Origin of the sequence: Streptomyces sp. NPDC020983, assembly GCF_044333485.1 — a bacterium.
Classification (GTDB): domain Bacteria; phylum Actinomycetota; class Actinomycetes; order Streptomycetales; family Streptomycetaceae; genus Actinacidiphila.
The window spans coordinates 1-21,216 of sequence record NZ_JBIRRA010000006.1; the positions used below are offsets into that span (position 1 = coordinate 1).

Sequence of the window (21,216 nt, forward strand, 5' to 3'; positions counted from 1 at the left end):
GCTGTTGAGTTCTCAAGGAACGGAAGCTTCCTTCGAGACCGTTTCACCGGCCCCTCCGGGCTTTCCCTTCGTTGTGTTCCGACTCTATCAGAAGATTTTCGTCGGAATTCCCACCCCCGATTCGAGAGCACGCGATTTCGCGGGCCTCGTTCGGAGCGGTTGTGCCAACGTACTGGAGCGGGCCGCCGGATGCAAATCCGGCGGCCCGCTCGTGGTCAGGTGGTTGACGGTCGGTCAGACCTCCACGACCACCGGGAGGATCATCGGGCGACGGCGGTAGGTGTCGGACACCCACTTCCCGACGGACCGTCTGATGAGCTGCTGGATCTGGCGGGTCTCCATCACGCCGTCCGAGGCGGAACGCGACAGGCCCTCCTCGATCTTCGGAATGACGGCAGCGAAGGCGTCGTCCTCGATGCCGGAGCCGCGGGCATGGATGTTCGGGCCGCCGACGATCTTGCCCGTGGTGCTGTCGACCACGACGAAGACCGAGACGATGCCCTCCTCGCCGAGGATCCGGCGGTCCTTGAGCGAGGACTCGGTGATGTCGCCGACCGACAGCCCGTCGACGTACACGTAGCCGGCCTGCACCTTGCCTGCGATCTTCGCCTCGCCGCCGACCAGGTCGACGACGACGCCGTCCTCGGCGATGACGGTGCGGTTCTTGGGAATGCCGGTCAGTTGGCCCAGCTCGGCGTTGGCGCGCAGGTGGCGCCATTCGCCGTGGATCGGCATCAGATTCCGCGGCTTGCAGATGTTGTAGAAGTACAGCAGCTCGCCGGCCGAGGCATGGCCCGACACGTGCACCTTGGCGTTGCCCTTGTGGACGACGTTCGCCCCCCACCGGGTCAGGCCGTTGATGACGCGGTAGACCGCGTTCTCGTTGCCCGGGATGAGGGAGGAGGCGAGGACAACGGTGTCGCCCTCGACGATGCGGATCTGGTGGTCCCGGTTGGCCATCCGGGAGAGCGCGGCCATCGGCTCGCCCTGGGAGCCGGTGCACACGAGGACCACCTGCTCGTCCGGCAGGTCGTCGAGCACCTTGACGTCCACGACGAGACCGCCGGGCACCTTGAGGTAGCCGAGGTCGCGGGCGATGCCCATGTTCCTGACCATGGAGCGGCCGACGAAGGCGACCTTGCGACCGCGCTCGTGCGCCGCGTCGAGCACCTGCTGGATGCGGTGCACGTGGCTCGCGAAGCTCGCGACGATGATGCGCTTCTCGGCCCTGGCGAAGGTCTGGCGCAGCACCTGCGAGATGTCGCGCTCGGGCGGGACGAAGCCGGGGACCTCCGCGTTGGTGGAGTCGGCGAGCAGCAGGTCGATGCCCTCCTCGCCGAGCCGCGCGAAGGTGGGCAGGTCGGTGAGTCGGCCGTCCAGAGGCAGCTGGTCCATCTTGAAGTCGCCGGTGACGACGACCATGCCCGCGGGCGTGCGGATGGCCACGGCGAGGGCGTCCGGGATGGAGTGGTTGACGGCGACGAATTCGCAGTCGAAGGGCCCGATGCGCTCGCGGTCGCCTTCCCTGACCTCGAGGGCGTAGGGGCGGATGCGGTGCTCCTGGAGCTTGGCCTCGATGAGGGCGAGGGTGAGCTTGGAGCCGATGAGCGGGATGTCGTCCTTTTCCCTGAGCAGGAAGGGGACGGCGCCGATGTGGTCCTCGTGACCGTGGGTGAGGATCACGCCGACGACGTCGTCGAGGCGGTCCCTGATGGAGCTGAAGTCCGGAAGGATGAGGTCGACGCCCGGCTGCTCCTCTTCGGGGAAGAGGACGCCGCAGTCGACGATCAGCAGCTTGCCGCCGAATTCGAGGACGGTCATGTTGCGACCGATCTCGCCGAGGCCGCCGAGCGGCGTGATGCGCAGGCCGCCCTCGGCCAGCGGCCGCGGCGGGCCGAGTTCTGGGTGCGGATGGCTCAAAGGTTTTCTCCCTGTCGCGCACGCCGAAAGGGCCTTCCTGGGCCGTGGCGTGCGGCACTGTGTGTGATCGTCATGCACCGGCACGCGGCGCACCGCTGTCCGGGTTCTCTCCGGGGCGGGGCGGCTGCGGTCGGGTCCTGCCTATTCAGTTGTGAAGTCTGTGTTCAGAGGTGTACCCCGCCGGCGGCGAGATCCTTCCTGAGGCGTTCCGTGGCGTCCGGGTCCAGTTCCGTGAGCGGGAGCCGGAGGGGGCCTGCGGGCAGTCCGCGCAGCGCGAGGGCGGCCTTGGTGGTCATGACGCCCTGGGCGCGGAACATGCCGGTGAAGACCGGCAGCAGCTGCTGGTGGATCTCCGCGGCCTTGACCACGTCACCGTTGGTGTACGCGTCCAGCATCGCACGCAGCTCGGGCGTGACGAGGTGCCCGACCACGGAGACGAAGCCGACGGCCCCGATGGACAGCAGCGGCAGGTTGAGCATGTCGTCGCCGGAGTACCAGGCGAGCCCGCTGCGGCTGAGGGCCCAGCCTGCGGCGCCGAGGTCGCCCTTGGCGTCCTTGTTGGCGACGATTCTGGGGTGCTCCGCCAGCCGGACGATGGTCTCGGTGTCCAGCGGGACGCCGCTGCGGCCGGGGATGTCGTAGAGCATCACGGGCAGGCCGGTGGCGTCGGCGATGGCGGTGAAGTGGCGGCGCAGGCCCTCCTGCGGCGGCTTGCTGTAGTACGGCGTGACGGTGAGCAGGCCGTGCGCTCCGGCCTGCTCGGCCTGGCGGGCCAGTTCCGTGCTGTGCCGGGTGTCGTTGGTGCCGACGCCGGCGACGACGAAGGCGCGGTCGCCCACGGCCTCCAGGACGGCCCGTACGAGCTCGGCTTTCTCCGCGTCGCTCGTGGTGGGCGACTCCCCGGTGGTGCCGTTGACGACGATTCCGTCGTTGCCCGCTTCCACCAGGTGGGTGGCGAGCTGCTGGGCGCCGGCGAGGTCGAGGTCGCCGTCCGTGGTGAACGGCGTGACCATTGCGGTCAGTACCCGCCCGAAGGGGGCCTTGGGGGTGGAGGTCGGAGCCATGGGTCCCACGCTACTCGGTGTGTACGGGAGCACGCAGCCACGGGACCTGCGCAAAGGACTCCGGCGGTGTCTGCTCGGGGGTTCAGGCACCGCCGGGGTCCGTTTCTGCAGCCTAGATGAACCTCATGAATGCCTGCAATCCGAACACTTCGGACATTTGGCTACAGCGGCCCGTGGGGCCCGTGTCTAGGGGGCGACACGCCCGTTGGCGTTGAACGCCGCATGGGTGAGCGGCATCAGCCCGGCCCACGCCTCCTCCATCCGCTCACCGACCATCTCGATCTCGCGCTGTGGGAAGGACGGCACCTTCGCCATCTCGTGCTGCGTACGCAGGCCCAGGAAGTGCATGAGCGACCGCGCGTTGCACGTGGCGTACATCGACGAGAACAGGCCGACCGGCAGGGTGGCCCGGGCCACCTCGCGGGCGATCCCGTCGGCGAGCATCGCCTGGTAGGCCGCGTAGGACTGCGCGTAGGACTCCTCCATGGCCGCCACCGCCTGCTTGTGCTGCTCAGGGGTGCCGTGGACGAACTCGTACTTGCCCGGTCGCCCCTGCTGCACCAGCTTGCGGTCGGGCCCCGGCACGTAGAAGACGGGCTGCAGCTCGCGGTAGCGGCCGGACTCCTCGTTGTAGGACCAGCCGACGCGGTGCCGCATGAACTCGCGGAAGACGAAGATCGGGGCGCTGATGAAGAACGTCATCGAGTTGTGCTCGAAGGGGCTGCCGTGGCGGTCCCGCATCAGGTAATTGATCAGTCCCTTGGAGCGCTCCGGGTCCTTGCTGAGCTCGTCGAGGGAGTGCTCGCCCGCGGTGGACACCCGGGCCGCCCACAGGACGTCGGTGTCCGACGCGCTGTGCTTGACCAGTTCGACGGTCACGTCGTCCCGGAACTCGACGGGGGCTGCCGAAGCGCTGGTGGGGGCCCCTGCGGGGAGGTCGGTCGGCACCGGTGGTGTCCTTCCTGTGGGCGGCATTGCGGCGACCAGCCTAGGCGGTGGGTACGACAGCCGGCCGCAGTCGATCGGTCCACCTGAAGTGGCCGAGTCAGCTTTCGGCGGCTAGCCTCACCCGTCAGAGTGCACCCGCCCTTCCCACCGGAAACCCGAAGAGGATCCTCCGCGTGACCCTGCCCTACATCTCCGCGACCGCCGAAGCCGACGACCTCGGGGCGGGCCGCCCGCTGCCGCATCTCGACCAGGACCGCTGGATGCGCCCCTACGGCGTCGGTCCGTGGCGGGTCGGGACGGCCGCGCTGGCCCTGATGCTGGCGTCCTACCTGCTGTTCGCCACGCTGATCATGGCGGCCGCCCAGAACACCCGGGGCGGTGCGCTGTGCCTGGCGGTGGCCCTGGTGGTGATCGCGGCCGCACTGCGGCTGCTGCGGGTCGGTGTGTGGGTGAGCGGCCGGGGACTGCGCCAGACGAGCTTCTTCAGCACCGTGACCGTGCCCTGGCGCAAGGTCGCCGCGGTGCGGACGGCGCAGCAGCCGGTGAAGGTGCTGGGGCTGCCGCGTACGGTCCAGGGTCAGGCGCTGATCATCACCCGCAAGGGCGGTGAGCCGCTGCGCCCGCAGTTCACCGACCACAACGCGGACTTCCTCGGCCGCGTCGAGGCCTTCGACATCGCCGCCGACGCCATCGAGGGCTGGGCCACCGAACTGGCCTGAACGCCCCTGTGGGCGGGGCGAGCGGCCCCGCCCGGGGTCAGCGCGGGGCCTTGCCGTCGTGCAGGGCGATGGCGCGCTGCATGGCCTTGCGTGCCCTCGGCGTGTCGCGGGCGTCGAAGTAGGCGACGGCCAGCCGGAACCATGTGCGCCAGTCGTCCGGCGCCGCCTCCGTCTCGGCCTGCCGGCGTGCGAAGACCGCGTCGGCGGCGTCCCGGTCGATCCGGCCGCTGGGTGTACGGGCCAGGTCGTCGACCGGCAGGCCGCCCTCGGCCTCCAGCTCACGGCCGAGCCGCCCGGCGTTGCGGGCGAACTGCGTGGTCTTCCACAGGAACCAGGCGCCGATCAGCGGCAGCACCAGCACCGCGAGGCCGAAGGCGACCGTCACCGGGCGGCCGTCCGCGACGAGCAGCACTCCGCGGTCGCCGACCAGCACGAAGTAGAAGATCAGCGCGAGGGCCGAGACGGTGTAGCTGAGTCGGGCACGCATGCCTCAGGCTCCCCGGCGGTCCGGCTCGGTGCCGTCGAGGAAGTGCTCCAGGCCGTAGGTCAGGCCGGGCACGCCGGGCACGGTGCGGGCAGCGAGCAGGATGCCCGGCATGAAGCTGCTGTGGTGCAGCGAGTCGTGCCGGATGGTCAGGGTCTCGCCCGTGCCGCCGAACAGCACCTCTTGGTGGGCGAGCAGCCCGCGCAGCCGTACCGAGTGCACGGGCACGCCGTCGACCGCCGCGCCGCGGGCGCCTTCCAGGCCGTGGGTCGTCGGGTCGTGCTGCGGGCCGAGACCGGCCTCGGTACGGGCGGCGCCGATCAGCTGGGCGGTGCGGGTGGCGGTACCGCTGGGGGCGTCGGCCTTGTTGTCGTGGTGCAGCTCGATGACCTCGGCGGAATCGAACCAGCGGGCGGCCTGCCGGGCGAACTGCATGGTCAGAACGGCGCCGATGGAGAAGTTCGGGGCGACCAGCACCCCGGTGCCGGGCACAGCGGCGAGCCAGTCCCGCAGCCGGTCCAGGCGCTCCTCGGTCCAGCCGGTGGTGCCGACGACGGCATGGATGCCGTGACCGACGCAGAATTCCAGATTCCCCATGACCGAGTCGGGGTGCGTCAGTTCCACGGCGACCTGCGCGCCGGCCTCGGTCAGGGCCTCCAGCGGGTCGTCGCGGTCGATCGCGGCGACCAGGTCGAGGTCGTCGGCCGCCTCGACGGCGGCGGCCGCGGCCGAGCCGATACGGCCCTTCGCGCCGATGACGGCCACACGGAGCTTGCTCATCGTTCTGGGGTCCTCCGGGTCTTTTCGTACGGCAGCGCGTACGGGCGAGCGGGATCGGGTGCGCCGGGGCGCGGCCGGGCTGGGGGCGGCCGCGCCCCGGCGGCTAGGCGACGGCTTCGTGCAGGCGGGCGGCCTGCTTCTGCTTGAGCGGGCCGATGGCCGCCAGCGACGGGCGCTGTCCGAGGACGTCGCGGGCCACCGCGCGCACCTCGTCGGGGGTGACCGCGGCGATGCGGGCGAGCAGGTCGTCGACCGAGAGCTGGTCGCCCCAGCACAGCTCGCTCTTGCCGATCCGGTTCATGAGCGCCCCGGTGTCCTCCAGGCCCAGCACCGTGGAGCCCGCCAGCTGCCCGATGGCTCGGCGCAGCTCCTCGTCGGTCAGCCCGTGCTCGGCGACGTGGTGGAGCTCGTCCCGGCAGATCTTGAGGACCTCGGGCACGCGGGACGGCTGACAGCCCGCGTACACCCCGAAGAGGCCGCAGTCGGCGAAGGAGGAGGTGTAGGAGTAGACCGAGTAGGCGAGCCCGCGCTTCTCCCTGACCTCCTGGAAGAGCCGCGAGCTCATGCCGCCGCCGAGGGCGGTGTTCAGCACGCTGAGGGCCCAGCGCCGGTCGTCGGTGCGGGACAGGCCGGGCATGCCGAGCACCACGTGGGCCTGCTCGGTGCGCCGGTCGAGGACTTCCACGGCGCCCGCGGTGGTCAGCGCGCGGCGGCCGCCGCGCGGTGCCTGCGGTACCGCGTCCGGGTCGCGGAGCGCACCGGCCCGCTCGAAGGCACGGCGGACCTGGCGTACGACGCTCGCGTGGTCGATGTTGCCTGCGGCGGCCACCACCAGGCGCGTGGGGTCGTAGTGCCGGCGGTAGAAGCGGGCGACCTGATCACGGGTGAGGGCGTTGATCGTCTCGACGGTGCCCAGCACGGGGCGGCCCAGCGGGGTGTCGCCGAGCATCGCGCCGCAGAACAGGTCGTGCACCTGGTCCCCGGGGTCGTCCTCGGTCATCGCGATCTCCTCCAGGACGACCCCGCGCTCGGCGTCGATGTCCTCCTGGCGGATCAGCGAGCCGGTCAGCATGTCGCACACGACGTCGACGGCCAGCGGCAGGTCCGTGTCGAGCACCCTTGCGTAGTAGCAGGTGTACTCCTTGGCGGTGAACGCGTTCATCTCGCCGCCGACCGCGTCGACGGCGGCGGAGATCTCCAGCGCGCTGCGCCGCTCCGTGCCCTTGAAGAGCAGGTGCTCCAGGTAGTGCGTGGCGCCGCTCAGCGCCGGGGTCTCGTCGCGGGAGCCGACGGCCGCCCAGATGCCGAAGGTGGCCGAGCGGACGGTCGGCAGCGTCTCGGTGACGACCCGCAGGCCGCCCGGCAGCACACTGCGGCGCACGGTGCCGACGCCGTCGGCGCCGGGCAGCAGGGTCCGTGTGCGGACGGCCCGCCCCTTGGTGGAGGGGCGGGCCGTCACGGCGGTGGAGCGGGTCGTCACTGGGCCGACTCGTCCTTCGCGTCCTGGCCGTCGCCGTCCTCGCCCTCGATCACGGGGACGAGCGAGAGCTTGCCGCGCTGGTCGATCTCGGCGATCTCGACCTGCACCTTGGCGCCGACGCCGAGGACGTCCTCGACGTTCTCCACGCGCTTGCCGCCGGCGAGCTTGCGGATCTGCGAGATGTGCAGCAGACCGTCCTTGCCGGGCATCAGCGACACGAAGGCGCCGAAGGTGGTGGTCTTCACGACCGTGCCCAGGTAGCGCTCGCCGACCTCGGGCATGGTCGGGTTGGCGATCTGGTTGATCATCGTGCGGGCGGCCTCGGCCTGCGAGCCCTCCGTCGCACCGATCAGGACCGTGCCGTCGTCCTCGATGGAGATGTCGGCGCCGGTGTCCTCCTGGATCTGGTTGATCATCTTGCCCTTGGGGCCGATGACCTCGCCGATCTTGTCCACCGGGATCTTGATGCTGATGATCCGCGGCGCGTTCGGCGACATCTCGTCCGGGGAGTCGATGGCCTCCATCATCACGTCGAGGATGTGCAGCCGGGCGTCGCGGGCCTGCTTGAGGGCCGCGGCCAGGACCGACGCCGGGATGCCGTCGAGCTTGGTGTCCAGCTGGAGGGCGGTCACGAAGTCCTTGGTGCCGGCGACCTTGAAGTCCATGTCGCCGAAGGCGTCCTCGGCGCCGAGGATGTCGGTCAGCGCCACGTAGTGCGTCTTGCCCTCGATCTCCTGCGAGATCAGGCCCATGGCGATACCGGCGACCGGTGCCTTGAGCGGCACACCGGCGTTCAGCAGCGACATGGTGGAGGCGCAGACCGAGCCCATCGACGTCGAGCCGTTGGAGCCCAGCGCCTCGGAGACCTGCCGGATCGCGTAGGGGAACTCCTCGCGGGTCGGCAGGACCGGGATCAGGGCGCGCTCGGCGAGGGCGCCGTGGCCGATCTCGCGGCGCTTCGGGGAGCCGACACGGCCGGTCTCACCGACGGAGTACGGCGGGAAGTTGTAGTTGTGCATGTAGCGCTTGCGCGTCTCGGGCGCCAGCGTGTCGAGCTGCTGTTCCATGCGCAGCATGTTCAGCGTGGTGACGCCCAGGATCTGGGTCTCGCCGCGCTCGAACAGCGCCGAGCCGTGCACCCGCGGGATCGCCTCGACCTCTGCGGCCAGTGTGCGGATGTCGGTGACACCGCGGCCGTCGATGCGGACCTTGTCCCGGATGACGCGCTGGCGGACCAGCTTCTTCGTCAGCGAGCGGTAGGCCGCGGAGATCTCCTTCTCGCGCCCCTCGAACTGCGGCAGCAGCTTCTCGGCGGCCAGACCCTTGACGCGGTCCAGCTCGGCCTCGCGGGCCTGCTTGCCGGCGATGGTCAGCGCCTGCGCCAGCTCGTCGGTGACAGCGGCCTCGAGGGCGCTGAAGACGTCCTCCTCGTAGTCGAGGAAGACCGGGAACTCGCCGGTCGGCTTCGCGGCCTTGGCGGCCAGCTCGGACTGTGCCTTGCACAGCACCTTGATGAACGGCTTGGAGGCCTCCAGGCCGGCCGCGACGACCTCCTCGGTCGGCGCCTCGGCACCGCCCTCGACGAGCTTGATGGTGCGCTCGGTGGCCTCGGCCTCGACCATCATGATCGCGACGTCGCCGTCGTCGAGCGCGCGGCCGGCGACGACCATGTCGAAGACGGCCTCCTCCAGCTCGCTGTGCGTCGGGAAGGCCACCCACTGGCCGCGGATCAGCGCGACGCGGACGCCGCCGATCGGGCCGGAGAAGGGCAGGCCAGCCAGCTGCGTGGAGCAGGAGGCGGCGTTGATCGCGACCACGTCGTAGAGGTGGTCGGGGTTGAGGGCCATGACGGTGGCGACGATCTGGATCTCGTTGCGCAGGCCCTTGACGAAGGACGGGCGCAGCGGGCGGTCGATCAGGCGGCAGGTCAGGATGGCGTCCTCGGAGGGACGGCCCTCGCGGCGGAAGAACGAGCCGGGGATGCGGCCGGCCGCGTACATGCGCTCCTCGACGTCCACCGTGAGGGGGAAGAAGTCGAAGTGCTCCTTGGGCTGCTTGGAAGCGCTGGTCGCCGACAGCACCATGGTGTCGTCGTCCAGGTAGGCCACGGCCGAGCCGGCGGCCTGACGGGCCAGCCGGCCCGTCTCGAAGCGGATGGTGCGGGTGCCGAAGGACCCGTTGTCGATCACGGCTTCGGCGTAGTGGGTCTCGTTCTCCACTATGGGGCTTCTCCTCGTCCTCGCCCGCAGGGCGTCTCCCTGCGGGCCATCGGTTGGAGGGGCGTCCTGCCGGGGCCGGTCTTCGATCGAAGCCACCGGGGGCGTTACCGCCCGGGGGCCACTACCGAGGACCGGCAGCTGCGGCAGATAGGAGGACGCTCCTCCTCATACGTTGTCAACAGCAGTCAACAGCACCATTGCATCAGACGACGCACGGATCGCGCACGTCCTGTGCGCGATACGTGGCCGACCTCGTACAAGACGGTTGCGTGACCGGTGCACCGTGCCGGTGCATATGGCAAAGGGAGCGGTCCCGTCCGACGGGACCGCTCCCCTGCACGCGTCCTAGCGAACGCCCGCCGCACCGGCACGGATGCCGAGGCGCTCACGGAGCTCACGGAAGCGCGTGATGTCCTTCTTGGCCAGGTACTGCAGCAGGCGGCGACGCTGGCCGACCAGGATGAGCAGACCACGGCGCGAGTGGTGGTCGTGCTTGTGGGTCTTGAGGTGCTCGGTCAGGTCCGAGATGCGCCGCGAGAGCAGCGCGACCTGGACCTCGGGGGAGCCGGTGTCGCCTTCCTTGGTGCCGAACTCGGCGATGATCTGCTTCTTCGTTTCGACGTCGAGCGCCATACGGACTCCTCCAGGGATCGTCTGCCGGCGAGCGCCCCCGGTCTTCATCGCGGGGAATTCTCACGTGACTCGCTCGGCTCTCGGTCACCCGGTGTGAGCACACAGGTGACCGTCACCCAGGGTACCAGCCGGTTGCCGGGCGTTTTACCGCGGGTCACCCGGCCGAACGGTGGCGCAGGGTGCCCGGTCGTACAGCGGTCCACCTGACCGTACGACGGTGGAGCGCGCCGGGCCAGGGGGCCGCGCTCAGCCGCCGCCCAGCCCGCGGACCGCGCCGTACGTTCCGAGCACCGCCAGGCAGAGCGGGACCAGCGACAGCAGCACAGCGCCCTCGGCGATCTCCAGGCACCGGCCCCGGAACGGGGAGACGCCCCGGCCCGGCACCGTCAGGCCGATCGCGACCAGCACCCCCGCGGCGGCCGCCACGGCGCCGGTCGGCCACCAGCCGCGCAGGCCGGGTACGCCGACGGGCGGTGCGGGCCCGACGACGGGCAGTGCCAGCGCCAGGACGCCGGCCGCCAGCAGGGCGCCGACCTGGGCCGTGCGGCGGAAGAGCCGCGCGCGCAGCAGCGCCGCGAGCCCGGACGCCAGGGCGAGCACCTGGGCGGAAACGGAGTGGGAGCAGCCGAGGACGGCAGCGGCACCCACGAGCGAGGCCGCACATCCGCCGACCAGGCCGAGCAGCAGCTCGTGTCCGCGGCGGGCCCGGGCGGCGACCACCGCGTAGTCGAGAGCCGGTTCGGTGTCGCCGGCCTGGTCGCCGTGGAACTCGGCGCCGGTGCCGAGGGCGGCAGGGTAAGCGGGACATCCGAAGCCGATCGGCAGCCGGGCCGCACGCGCGGACCAGCCGGGCAGGAAGCCGATCAGCCCGACCGCCGCGACGGCCACGACCGCGGCGGCGTCCCGCAGCGGTGCGTCGGCGGTGACCGTCCCGTAGGCGGCCAGGGTCCCGGCGGCGGCCAGCACGGCGGAGGCCACGAAGGGCGCGTCACCGGCCGGCAGCACCGCGGCCAGGGCCGCCGACGCCGGCAGCACGGTCGCGCAGCCGGCGAGGAACTGCAGCCTCCCCGCCCCCTGCCCGGCGGCCGGCGCGAGGACGCCCGACCCGGCGAGCAGCAGGTGCGGCAGCGCGGCGAGTCCCAGCGCGACCGCGGCGCTGCGGTCGCCGTAGACCCTGGCGCGGACGGCGGCGAGGGCGGCCAGCGCGGTGCCCGTCACCGCGGCCACGACTCCTGGCAGGCCGTGCATGTCGTGCCGTACCGGGTCGGTCTGCCACAGCGCCCAGCAGAACGCCGCCATGAGCACGGCACCGCCGGTCAGCCCGGCGGAGCGCGTCATGCCGTCCGTCCAGCGGCGGCGGTCGCTCGACACGGCGGTGGAGACCGCGTCGGCCACGTCGTCGTGGACGGGGGGCGGCAACGACGCCGCAAGGGTGCGCAGAAGGATGAACTCACCGTCCAGGACGTGCTGGGCGGACAGAGACAGAGCGGGGTCGAGCGCGGTGCCGTCGCGGCGTACGAGGTGGTAGCCGACCGGTTCCGCGGCATCCTGCGCCTGACCGGACAGCCGCAGGATGTCCGCCCGCAGGTCGGCGACCGGCAGGTCGTCGGGAAGCGCCAGGTCGGTCCGGCGGTCCGGCGCCACGACCGTGACGCGGCAGAATCCCGCGGATCCCGTCCCCCGGACGTCACGCGGCTCCGCGCTCTCGTGGCCCGGCCTCGGCGCGGGCACGTCCGGCGCCCGCCGCACCGCACGTGAGTGACGAAACGTGTCCATATGATTGCTCTCCGTAAAAGTAACGGCGGCACCGTATCAGCCGCCGACGACGACTCCCCGGGGCGGGCACATCTGTGAGTTCGGTCATCGTCAAACGCCCGCTACGCGTCCGGCCGCCCGCCGTGCCCTCCGAGGAGGTCCGTCTGGCGCCGCCCCCGGAACTCCGGCGCGGCCAGGAGCAGGGTCTGGCGGTCCTGCTCCTGCCGTTGCTGGCCATGGGCGGCTCGGCGGCGTATTTCTTCATGCCGGGATCGCAGCCGGTCATGAAGGTGATGGGCGGGCTGATGCTCGTGTCGGCCGTCGCTCTGGGAGCCGGCCAGCTCGTGCGGGCCCGGCAGGGCACGAGCTGGCACATGGCCGACAGCCGCCGCGACTACCTCGCATACCTGGCACGGCAGCGCCGGGCCGTCCGCCGCACCGCGGACCTGCAACGCAACGGCACGCTCCACACCCATCCCGCGCCCGACCAGCTGTGGGCGCTGGTGGCCGAGGGCCGGCGGGTGTGGGAGCGGCGCCCCGGCGACGACGACTTCGGGCAGCTGCGGATCGGGCTCGCGGCTCAGCGGCTCGCCACCCCGCTGATCACGCCCGAAACGGCCCCGGTGGACCGGCTGGAGCCGCTGACGGCGCACGCCCTGCGGCGCTTCGTCGCGGCGTACGGGGCCGTCGAGGGACTGCCGCTCGCGGTGTCGCTGCGGGCCTTCTCGCACGTGGTGCTGACCGGCGACCCCGACGCCGTCCGCGGCCAGGCGCGGGCGGCGCTGGCGCAGCTTGCCGCCCTGCACTCGCCCGCCGATGTGGTGCTGGGCGTCGCCGCGTCCCCCGGAGCGCTGCCGGAATGGGAGTGGGTCAAGTGGCTGCCGCACGTGCAGTCGTCCGCCGTGGCGGACGGGGCCGGCACCCGGCGCCTGGTGACGACCGGCACGGCAGAGCTGGAGGAGCTGCTGCGCCCCGCGCTGGAGGACCGCCCGCGCTTCCGGCGCGACGCGGCGCCGACACTCGACCGGCCGCACGTGGTTCTCCTCCTCGACGGCGGCACGGTCCCCGCCGTGGCCGCCGACGGGTTGCTGGGGCTGACGCTGGTGGAGCTGATTCCCGGTGGGGGCGCCGAGCCCCGCGGCGACCTGTGGGCGCGATGCACGGCCGGTGAGATGCTGCTGCGCTCGTCCGCGGGCCAGACGTACGCGGGGGTGCCGGACACGCTCAGCGCGCTGGAGGCCGAGGCCCTGGCCCGCCGACTGGCCCCGCTGCGCCCCGCGGAGGGTGGCGGCGGAGGCGAACCGCTGGTGTCCGACCTGGACTTCACCGACCTGATGGGCATCGGCGACGCGGGCACCTTCGACGCCGCCCTCGGATGGGCGCCGCGCGGCCGGCACGAACGGCTGCGGGTGCCCCTCGGGGTGGGCGAGGACGGCGAACCCGTGCACCTGGACCTCAAGGAGGCCGCACAGGAGGGCATGGGCCCCCACGGCCTGTGCGTGGGAGCCACCGGCTCGGGCAAGTCCGAGTTGCTCCGCACCCTGGTGCTGGGCCTGGCAGTCACGCACTCCCCCGAGACGCTGAACTTCGTCCTCGCAGACTTCAAGGGCGGCGCGACCTTCGCCGGGATGAGCACGCTGCCGCACGTGTCGGCCGTCATCACCAACCTGGCGGACGACCTGGCCATGGTCGACCGCATGCGGGACGCGATCACCGGTGAGTTGCAGCGGCGCCAGGAACTGCTGAAATCCGCGGGCCGTTACGCCGGCCTCCACGACTACGAGCGTGCGAGGGCAGCGGGCGCCGCCCTGCCGCCGCTCGCGACGCTGGTGCTGGTCATCGACGAGTTCAGCGAGCTGCTGACGGCGAAGCCGGAATTCATCGACATGTTCCTCCAGATCGGCCGCATCGGCCGCTCGCTGGGGGTACACCTGCTGCTCGCCTCGCAGCGGCTGGAGGAGGGCCGGCTCCGCGGCCTGGAGACGTACCTGTCCTATCGCATCGGCCTGCGGACCTTCTCGGCGTCGGAGTCGCGCGCGGCACTGGGGGTGCCGGACGCCTACCACCTGCCGCCGGTGCCGGGATCGGCCTGCCTGAAGACCGCGACGGGGGAGGTGGTCCGTTTCAAGGCCGCCTACGTGTCCGGCCCGCACCCGGGAAAGCAGGCGGCCGCCCCGGGAGGCGCGGGCGCGGCCGAGGGGCGGCGGGCCGTGCCGTTCACCGCCGCGCCGGTGCCGGTGCCGGCGGGCGGGCCCGAACCGCGGCCGTGCGGGCGCCGGGCCGGGCCCGTGGCCGACACCGTGCTGGACGTCCTCGTCCGCCGCCTGGCCGGCCGCGGCCCCGAGGCACACCGGGTGTGGCTGCCACCGCTGGACGCCTCCCCGGGCCTGGACGAGCTGATGCCGCTCGAAACCCCCGGGAGCGGGCCCCGGGTGGCCGCCGGGGTGCCGACGGAGCCCCTGCGGGTGCCGGTGGGCGTCGTGGACAGGCCGTTCGAGCAACGGCGGGACCCGCTGGTGCTGGACTTCGGCGGCGCGGCCGGACACGCACTGGTCGTCGGCGGCCCGCGCAGCGGCAAGTCGACGCTGCTGCGGACCCTCCTGGCGTCCTTCGCGCTGACGCACACACCGCGGGAGGTGCAGTTCTACTGCCTCGACTTCGGCGGAGGCACGCTGCGCGGATTGGCCGGCCTGCCGCACGTCGGCGGTGTCGCGGGACGCCTGGAGGCGGACCGGGTGCGCAGGACGGTCGCCGAGGTCGCGGGCCTGCTGGCCCGCCGCGAGGAGTTCTTCCGCAGCCGCGGCATCGACAGCATGGCGTCGTACCGCGCCGCGCGGGCGGCCGGTGAACTGCCCGGCGAGCGCTGGGGTGACGTCTTCCTGGTGGTCGACGGCTGGGGCGCCTTCCGGCAGGAACACGAGCAGTTGGAGCCGGTCGTCACCGACGTCGCGGCCCGAGGCCTCGGCTTCGGCGTGCACGTGGTGCTCACCGCGTCCCGGCACCTCGACGTGCGCGCCGCGCTGAAGGACCAGCTGCTCAACCGCCTGGAACTCCGGCTCGGCGACGCCATGGACTCCGAACTGGACCGCAGGGCGGCGGCGAACGTCCCCGCCGGCGTGCCCGGCCGCGGTGTCGCCCCGGGGGGGCTGCACTTCCTGGCGGCGCTGCCGCGCATCGACGGGGACCGGAGCGGGACGGACCTCGCCGAGGGCACCGCGGACCTCGTCGCGACGGTGAACGGCGCATGGAAGGGCGAGCCCGCGCCGGAGGTCCGGATGCTGCCGCGCCTGCTTCCCGCCGCGCAAATGCCGAGCGGCGCCCCCGGGCGCGGGGTGGCGATCGGCGTCGACGAGGCCGCGCTCGCCCCCGTCGTCGTCGACTTCGAGACCGACCCTCTCCTGCTGGTCTTCGGCGACGGCGAGTCCGGCAAGACGGCGCTGCTGCGCCTCGTCGCGCAGCAGCTGAGCCGCCGTTACACCCCTGAGGAAGCCCGGCTGGTCGTCGTCGACTACCGCCGCAGCCTGCTCGGGTCGCTGCCCGAGAGCCACCTGGTGGAGTACGTGACCGGGCCCGCCGCCCTGGAGACACACATGGCCGGGGTCGCCACGCTCGTCCAGCGCCGCATGCCGGGGCCGGACGTGACACCTCGGCAGCTGAGGGACCACAACTGGTGGACCGGCCCACAGCTGTTCGTGCTGATCGACGACTACGAGCTGGTCGCCGCGGGCGGAAACCCGCTGGCGGGGCTGGTGGAATCGCTGCCCTTCTCCCGGGACACAGGCCTGCGCTTCGTGCTGGCCCGCGCAGGTGGCGGCGCCGGACGCGCGGTGTACGAGCCGTTCCTCCAGCGGGCCAGGGAGCTGGGGGCGCAGTCCCTCGTCCTGTCGGGTGACCCGGGCGAGGGTGAACTGGCGGGAGGCGTGAGGCCACGCCCGATGCCGCCCGGGCGGGCGGTCTTCGCCGCACGCCGGGGCCCCGCCCGGCTGGTGCAGCTCGCGTGGGAACCGGAGTGAGCGTGCGGGCCTGTGGACAACCGGATTCAGCGGTCGCGACTTACTGCTACCGTTTGATCACTGAGAGTGTTTGAGCGGTTCGGGGTGGGATTTCCGGCCCTGGGCGGCGGCGTCGACGGGGGTCGGTCATGTGGGCGGAAGTGGACCGGGAGTGCGCTTCGAGCAGCGGCACGGGCACGTGGTCCGGTAGAGGATCCGGCGGGAGTTCCGGTGCGCGGGACGTGCCGCACCCGGGGGCGGAGCCGGGCGCCCCGCGGTTGCCGCAGCCGCGACTGGCGGATCTGGTGGCCGACGCGGAGGCGCCGGCGGCAGCGCCCTGCGGGCCGCTGCCCGGTCGGGCGGAGGAGGGCGCGAGCGGCGCACTGGCGGCCGAACTCGCGCGGCTCCACGCCGGATACGGCGATCCGGACGAGCTCCTCGACGCCCTCCGGGAGAGCGTGCTGCTGGTGCCGACCCTCGAAGGCGGTCTCCGTGCGGCCACCTCGGGGGGTGTGCGGTGGGTGTTCGCGTTCTCCGACGAAGGAGAACTGGCACGATTCGCCGCCGCCGGAGGTCCGGGCAGCGCAGTGGGCGGTGACGTGGCGCCAACCCCACGCGAGGACGTGGACTACGTGACCGTGCACGGGTGGCGGCTGCTCGACGAGGTCGTACCCGCAGTGGGCACACCGGCCGGAGTGGCGCTGGACGTCGCGGGACGTCTGCCGATGCTCTTCCCGCCCGTCACAGGGGTGGTTCCCGACACCGCCGCGGTGGACGTCGCAGCCCCGCGCAGGGAGGACCGATGACCGGGAGCGGCGGCTACGACGTCGGCGAGACGGCGCTGACGCGGACAGCGGCGGGACTGGGCGGCGTGATCCACGAACTCCAGTCGATGGGCCAGGAGGCCGCCGCGGACGTCGGCCGCGGGTTCTCGCACCTGAAGCTGACCGGGATGCAGACCGGCCACGACGGGCTCACCGCCGCCCTCGACGGATTCTGCGACCGCTGGGAATGGGGAGTGCGCGCCCTGGTCCAGGACGCGGACCAGATCGCGGAGCGGCTCGGCCTGGCGGCCGGTACGTACTACGAGATGGACCACTACGCGGAGAAGACGCTCAAAGTCGTCGTGGCCTCCGCCGTCGGGAACCCCGGTCTGACGGGGGAACAGGAAGAGGCCGCGCTGTGGGGGCGGATCGGCTCGGACAATCCGGTCGAGGACCTCCTCCACCCGGATCTCAGCGCCGCGTCCACCCGGCACGCCCTGTCCGACATGGGGCAGACCTGGCAGGAAACCGGCCGCGACATGGGCCGCAATCTCGTCTCGGAGACCGCTGCCACCCTGACGGGGACGGCCGAGCAGTACAACCGGTGGCTCGCGGGGAGCGGCACCCCGGCCGACCCCGGGCAGCCCCCACCGGAGGGCGGCACCTGATGGACCTCGGATCGCTCATCGACCAGGCCGGAAACGCGGGCGGGCGGCTGCTGCACCGCGTCGAGCACAAGACCGGCGCGCTCATCGACGACGACGCCCGTCTGGTGGCCGGGGGGCTCGACGCGATCGGCCTGCACCACGCCGCGGACTGGGCCGCCACCACCGGCGACCACGTGGCCGACGAACTCGGCGCACACGTCCCGGAGTACGACCTGGGCGACAGCGACGACGCCGGGCACCTGCTGCACGGCGATCCCGCACGCATCCGTGCCACCGCCGGGCATCTGCGACAGCTGCACACCGCCTTCGACACCGGCCACGGCGGCATGTCACGCCTCGGCGCCGACGACTGGCGGGGCGCGGGCGGGGACGCCTTCCGCACGGCCTTCACACCGCAACCCGCGGCCTGGGGCCGCGCCGCCGACGCATGCCAGGACGCCGCTGACGCCCTGGAACGCTACGCGTGCACGGTGGAGTGGGCGAAGCGGCGCGCATCGGAGGCACTACGGCTGTGGGAGAGCGGCGTCGTCGCCCGCAACAAAGCTGCTGAGGCCTACGACGAGCAGGTCGCACAGTACGAGACGGCTCGCGCGGCCGGAGGCACCCCCGCCGCACCCGCCCCGTTCACGGACCCCGGGGAAGACGCACGGGAAGCCGCCCGCGACATGCTCGCTGCCGCCCGCCAGCAGCGCGACTCGGTGGCCCGCAGCACGGCGGCGGCCCTGCACTCCGCCGCCGGACTCGCGCCGAAGATGCCGAGCTTCACCGAACGGCTGGCCGCCCGCACGGAGGACCTGCTGAGCACGGCACCCATCCGTCTGGAACACGTCGCCGGCGGCATGGTGCGTGCCGCGTGCGACGCCCTCCGCTTCGCCCGCGGCCTGGACCCGTACGACCCGTACAACCTGACCCACCCGGCCCAGTACCTGACACACCTCAACGCCACCGCCGCCGGCCTGCTGGACCTCGCCGTACACCCCGAACGGCTGCCACCCGCGGTCCTCGGCACGGGGTGGGGCCGCGACGGCGAAGAGGCCGCGGGGCGACTGCTCGCCAACCTGCTCTACGCCGTGGGCACGGACGGGGCTGCGGCAGCGCGTGCCCGCGCCCCGGGCTGGCGCAGGGCCGTGCCGACACACGGCACCACGCTGAAGGACATCCGTGCAACGCTGCGCGGCGGCCACGACGGACTCCAACCCGTCGACCCCGCCGACCAGCGCGCACTGGAAGCCGCAGTACCACGCAACCGCAACGGCAGCTTCCAGCGCTATCCCGACCCGCGGGGCCCATGGACGTCACGAGTGAACGCAGGCGGGATGAGCGTGCCGGGGCGCTCCAACAACTGTGCGGATGCGGTGCGTTCCGCACTGGAGACGTGGTACGGCAATCCGCAGGTCGCTGCGGCGCGGACGGTGCCTCGAATGCCGGATGGCACGCTGGATGTCCGAACTGCCGAACATCACGGAGTGGAGAACGGCAATTCCTGGGGCGGTACAAGTATTCGCTACACAGGCCCAGGTCCCGGTGCATACGAGAAAGTGGCGGACGCAGTACGTGCGTCAGGGCATGGCTCGAGTGCTCTTGTGCATATCGAATGGCCGTTGAAGACGGACGGCGAGCTCACCTCACACGTCTTCACAGCGCTAAACCACGAGGGCCGACTTTTCTGGTTCGACCCGCAGTCGGGCGAGGCGAGCCTCAGCCCAATTCATCTCCAAGCAGCGCACGTTTATCACTACACCCTCGACCCCAAAAGACAGCCTGTAACCCCACCTGTGCTGACTGCGGCAGTCACTCCGCACCCGTGAAAATGCCATTACAGGGGAAGGATCCGTGATCTCCGTCAACGCCGAAGATGCGCAGCTCATCGCCTCGAGTCGCTACGGATGCCAACTACCAGACGGCAGCATGGCTCCGATAGTCGCAAGCGAATTCGAAGAAGGCTTCATTGTTATGCCCTCGTTTCCACCGGTGACGCCACCGCCTCCACCTCGGTTAGGAGATCCACCACGGACGACCTCACCGGGCACATCCGCCATTATCGTGGACAAGCAGACCGGCGAAATGACCGTGCTGCCGTACTACGGCGAAGAAGGAACCGCCGAGGCCTACCGGCGGCTGCGCGCACAGCCGCCTCCGCCGCCTCCCCCGAACCCGCTCCCCCGGAGCGGTGCGCGCCGTCGCTGGGGCTTCCGTAAGGCGGGGGGCTCCGGGGCCTCCGGCGCGGGGTGGGAGTAGGCGGCGGCCGCTCACGTCAGGCGCGGCGCCTGCGGTCGCGGAGGGTGATCGTCGTGCCGGTGAGCAGAAGCACGGCGGCGGCGGAACCGGTCACCAGGTAGGTGGCGGTGCGCTCTTCCCGTTGGCGGGCGGGGTCGGGCGGCGTGAGAGCAGCCGGGATCGCGTGGGCGCGGCCGTGGCGTTCGCCGGGGTCCGGGTCGGGGGTCGGCGTCTCGATTCGCTCGGCGTCGTCGGTCAGGGCACGGACGGGGTCCACCACACCCCAGCCGACGAGGGCGTTGTGCCCGGGCGAGGTGCGCCGGGCCGTCTGCTCGATCTGGGCGATCACCTCGGCCGCCGTCCAGGTGGGGTGCTCGGCCCGGATCAGCGCGGCGACCCCCGCCGCGTAGGGGGCGGCGAAGCTGGTCCCGTTGTCGATGCACTGACCACCCCCGGGCACGGTGGACAGCATGTCCACGCCTGGAGCGGCGACTGCGACGAATTCCCCCGCCTGGGAGAACGGCGCCCGCTCGTCGTTGCGGTCCGACGCCCCCACCGCCAGGACGCCCGGATAACCGCCGGGGTAGGTGGTGCGGAAGGCACCGTCGGATCCGCCGTTCCCTGCGGAGGCGACGATCACGGCGTCGGCCCGTACAGCGGCCGCGACGGCGGCTTCCAGGCCTGGTGTGCCGCGCGGGGTGTCCTGCGAGACGTTGATGACGTCGGCGCCTTCCGCGACGGCCTGCCGCAGGGCTCTGGCCAGGCCCTCAACGGTGCCCGTGCCGTCCCTGCCCGCTTGCCGGACGGAGATCAGGGTCGCCTGCGGGGCGAGTCCGACGAAGCCGGTGACCGTGGAGGGGCGGGCCGCGATGATGCCGGCTACTTCCGTGCCGTGCCCGACCGGGTCGGTGGTGCCGCGGCCCCCGGCGCCGGTCAGGTCGGCGCTGCGCGAGGCGTCGACGGCGTTCGCCAGCTGGGGGTTCCGGGTGTCGATCCCTGAGTCGATCACCGCGACGGTGACGCCCTTGCCCTGAGTGCTCTGCCACAGCCGGCTGAGCAGCACCCGCTGCAGGAACCACGGCGTCTGCGCGACGTCAGGAGCGGGGAACGTGCATGCGCCCTCGCCGTCGAGCGCCGGCGCGGTCTGCGCCGCCATCGCGCCGGTGGGCGTCGCCGTCCCGAGACCGACCGGCACCACGGTCGCCAGGGCAGCCACGGCCGCCAACCGCCGTGCCGGACGGCGCCTCCGCGTATCGCGTCCGTACATGGTGGTCAGCCGAAGTAGGACGCGGCCTTCCTGTCCGCGGCGCTGTAGTGGCCGCCGGCCATCTGCACCTTGCTCGCGATCGACTCCAGCACGCCGTGCATGTGGTGCGTGCGGTGCGCCCATTCGCGGGCGACGGCGTGGAAGGCGTTCTGCGCGTCGCCCTCCCAGTACTCGGCGACGGCACGTACGCGTGTCAGCAGGTTGTCCAGATCGCTGTGCAGTTGCGTTGCCTGGTGCCTGATCACACCGGCGGCCTCGTCGAGGGAGGCGTAGGTGACCTTGAGCTGACCGGGATCGAGCATGGAG

At 72.1% G+C, this 21,216-nt stretch carries 16 protein-coding genes; 5 read left to right on the plus strand and 11 right to left on the minus strand.

Translation table 11 applies throughout. From position 1 onward, the window contains the following. Positions 1–234: 234 nt before the first annotated feature. From ACH4SE_RS14335 to thyX, 3 genes are all read right to left on the minus strand, one after another. The gene (locus ACH4SE_RS14335) at positions 235–1,920 is read right to left on the minus strand and encodes a ribonuclease J (RefSeq protein ID WP_398543683.1); all 1,686 of its coding nucleotides are present in this window, start codon (positions 1,918–1,920) and stop codon (positions 235–237) included. Positions 1,921–2,084: 164 nt separating this feature from the next. After that, on the minus strand, positions 2,085–2,984 hold the full coding sequence (dapA, locus tag ACH4SE_RS14340; RefSeq protein WP_398543684.1) for a 4-hydroxy-tetrahydrodipicolinate synthase: 900 nt from the start codon (positions 2,982–2,984) through the stop codon (positions 2,085–2,087). A gap of 186 nt (positions 2,985–3,170) precedes the next feature. Then, the gene (gene thyX / locus ACH4SE_RS14345) at positions 3,171–3,959 is read right to left on the minus strand and encodes an FAD-dependent thymidylate synthase (protein ID WP_398543685.1); all 789 of its coding nucleotides are present in this window, start codon (positions 3,957–3,959) and stop codon (positions 3,171–3,173) included. A 146-nt stretch (positions 3,960–4,105) separates the two neighbouring features. On the opposite strand from thyX, the gene ACH4SE_RS14350 reads away from it, so the two are divergent. Further along, a complete protein-coding gene (locus ACH4SE_RS14350) occupies positions 4,106–4,651 on the plus strand; it encodes a hypothetical protein (RefSeq protein WP_398543686.1) in 546 nt (181 codons plus the stop codon). 37 nt (positions 4,652–4,688) lie between these two features. Here ACH4SE_RS14350 and ACH4SE_RS14355 read toward each other — a convergent pair whose 3' ends face one another. The 6 genes from ACH4SE_RS14355 to eccD all read right to left on the minus strand — a co-directional run bounded on the left by ACH4SE_RS14355 (position 4,689) and on the right by eccD (position 12,023). Continuing rightward, on the minus strand, positions 4,689–5,138 hold the full coding sequence (locus ACH4SE_RS14355) for a hypothetical protein (RefSeq protein WP_398543687.1): 450 nt from the start codon (positions 5,136–5,138) through the stop codon (positions 4,689–4,691). Between the two features lie 3 nt (positions 5,139–5,141). After that, on the minus strand, positions 5,142–5,915 hold the full coding sequence (gene dapB, locus ACH4SE_RS14360; protein ID WP_398543688.1) for a 4-hydroxy-tetrahydrodipicolinate reductase: 774 nt from the start codon (positions 5,913–5,915) through the stop codon (positions 5,142–5,144). Positions 5,916–6,018: 103 nt separating this feature from the next. After that, positions 6,019–7,395 carry a M16 family metallopeptidase gene (locus ACH4SE_RS14365; RefSeq protein ID WP_398543689.1) on the minus strand — a complete coding sequence of 459 codons (1,377 nt, stop codon included), beginning with the start codon at positions 7,393–7,395 and terminating at the stop codon, positions 6,019–6,021. Continuing rightward, positions 7,392–9,614 (minus strand): polyribonucleotide nucleotidyltransferase, encoded by a 2,223-nt coding sequence (locus ACH4SE_RS14370; protein WP_398543690.1) that lies wholly within the window; start codon positions 9,612–9,614, stop codon positions 7,392–7,394. The genes ACH4SE_RS14365 and ACH4SE_RS14370 overlap by 4 nt, the downstream gene beginning before the upstream one ends. A gap of 345 nt (positions 9,615–9,959) precedes the next feature. Then, entirely contained in the window at positions 9,960–10,247 is a 288-nt protein-coding gene (gene rpsO / locus ACH4SE_RS14375) for a 30S ribosomal protein S15 (protein ID WP_031521677.1), read from the minus strand. A 246-nt stretch (positions 10,248–10,493) separates the two neighbouring features. After that, entirely contained in the window at positions 10,494–12,023 is a 1,530-nt protein-coding gene (eccD, locus tag ACH4SE_RS14380; RefSeq protein WP_398543691.1) for a type VII secretion integral membrane protein EccD, read from the minus strand. Positions 12,024–12,097: 74 nt separating this feature from the next. On the opposite strand from eccD, the gene eccCa reads away from it, so the two are divergent. The 4 genes from eccCa to ACH4SE_RS14400 all read left to right on the plus strand — a co-directional run bounded on the left by eccCa (position 12,098) and on the right by ACH4SE_RS14400 (position 19,234). Further along, entirely contained in the window at positions 12,098–16,015 is a 3,918-nt protein-coding gene (eccCa, locus tag ACH4SE_RS14385; protein ID WP_398543692.1) for a type VII secretion protein EccCa, read from the plus strand. A gap of 257 nt (positions 16,016–16,272) precedes the next feature. After that, on the plus strand, positions 16,273–16,800 hold the full coding sequence (locus ACH4SE_RS14390) for a hypothetical protein (RefSeq protein ID WP_398543693.1): 528 nt from the start codon (positions 16,273–16,275) through the stop codon (positions 16,798–16,800). Continuing rightward, on the plus strand, positions 16,797–17,426 hold the full coding sequence (locus ACH4SE_RS14395) for a hypothetical protein (protein WP_398543694.1): 630 nt from the start codon (positions 16,797–16,799) through the stop codon (positions 17,424–17,426). Before ACH4SE_RS14390 ends, ACH4SE_RS14395 begins: the two co-directional genes overlap by 4 nt. After that, positions 17,426–19,234: a putative T7SS-secreted protein gene (locus ACH4SE_RS14400; RefSeq protein ID WP_398543695.1), complete on the plus strand. Its 1,809-nt coding sequence runs from the start codon at positions 17,426–17,428 to the stop codon at positions 19,232–19,234. Before ACH4SE_RS14395 ends, ACH4SE_RS14400 begins: the two co-directional genes overlap by 1 nt. A gap of 446 nt (positions 19,235–19,680) precedes the next feature. Here the strand turns inward: ACH4SE_RS14400 and mycP are convergent, their stop codons facing one another. Next, positions 19,681–20,859 (minus strand): type VII secretion-associated serine protease mycosin, encoded by a 1,179-nt coding sequence (mycP, locus tag ACH4SE_RS14405; protein WP_398543696.1) that lies wholly within the window; start codon positions 20,857–20,859, stop codon positions 19,681–19,683. Positions 20,860–20,915: 56 nt separating this feature from the next. Continuing rightward, on the minus strand, positions 20,916–21,212 hold the full coding sequence (locus tag ACH4SE_RS14410) for a WXG100 family type VII secretion target (RefSeq protein ID WP_398543697.1): 297 nt from the start codon (positions 21,210–21,212) through the stop codon (positions 20,916–20,918). Positions 21,213–21,216 lie beyond the last annotated feature (4 nt).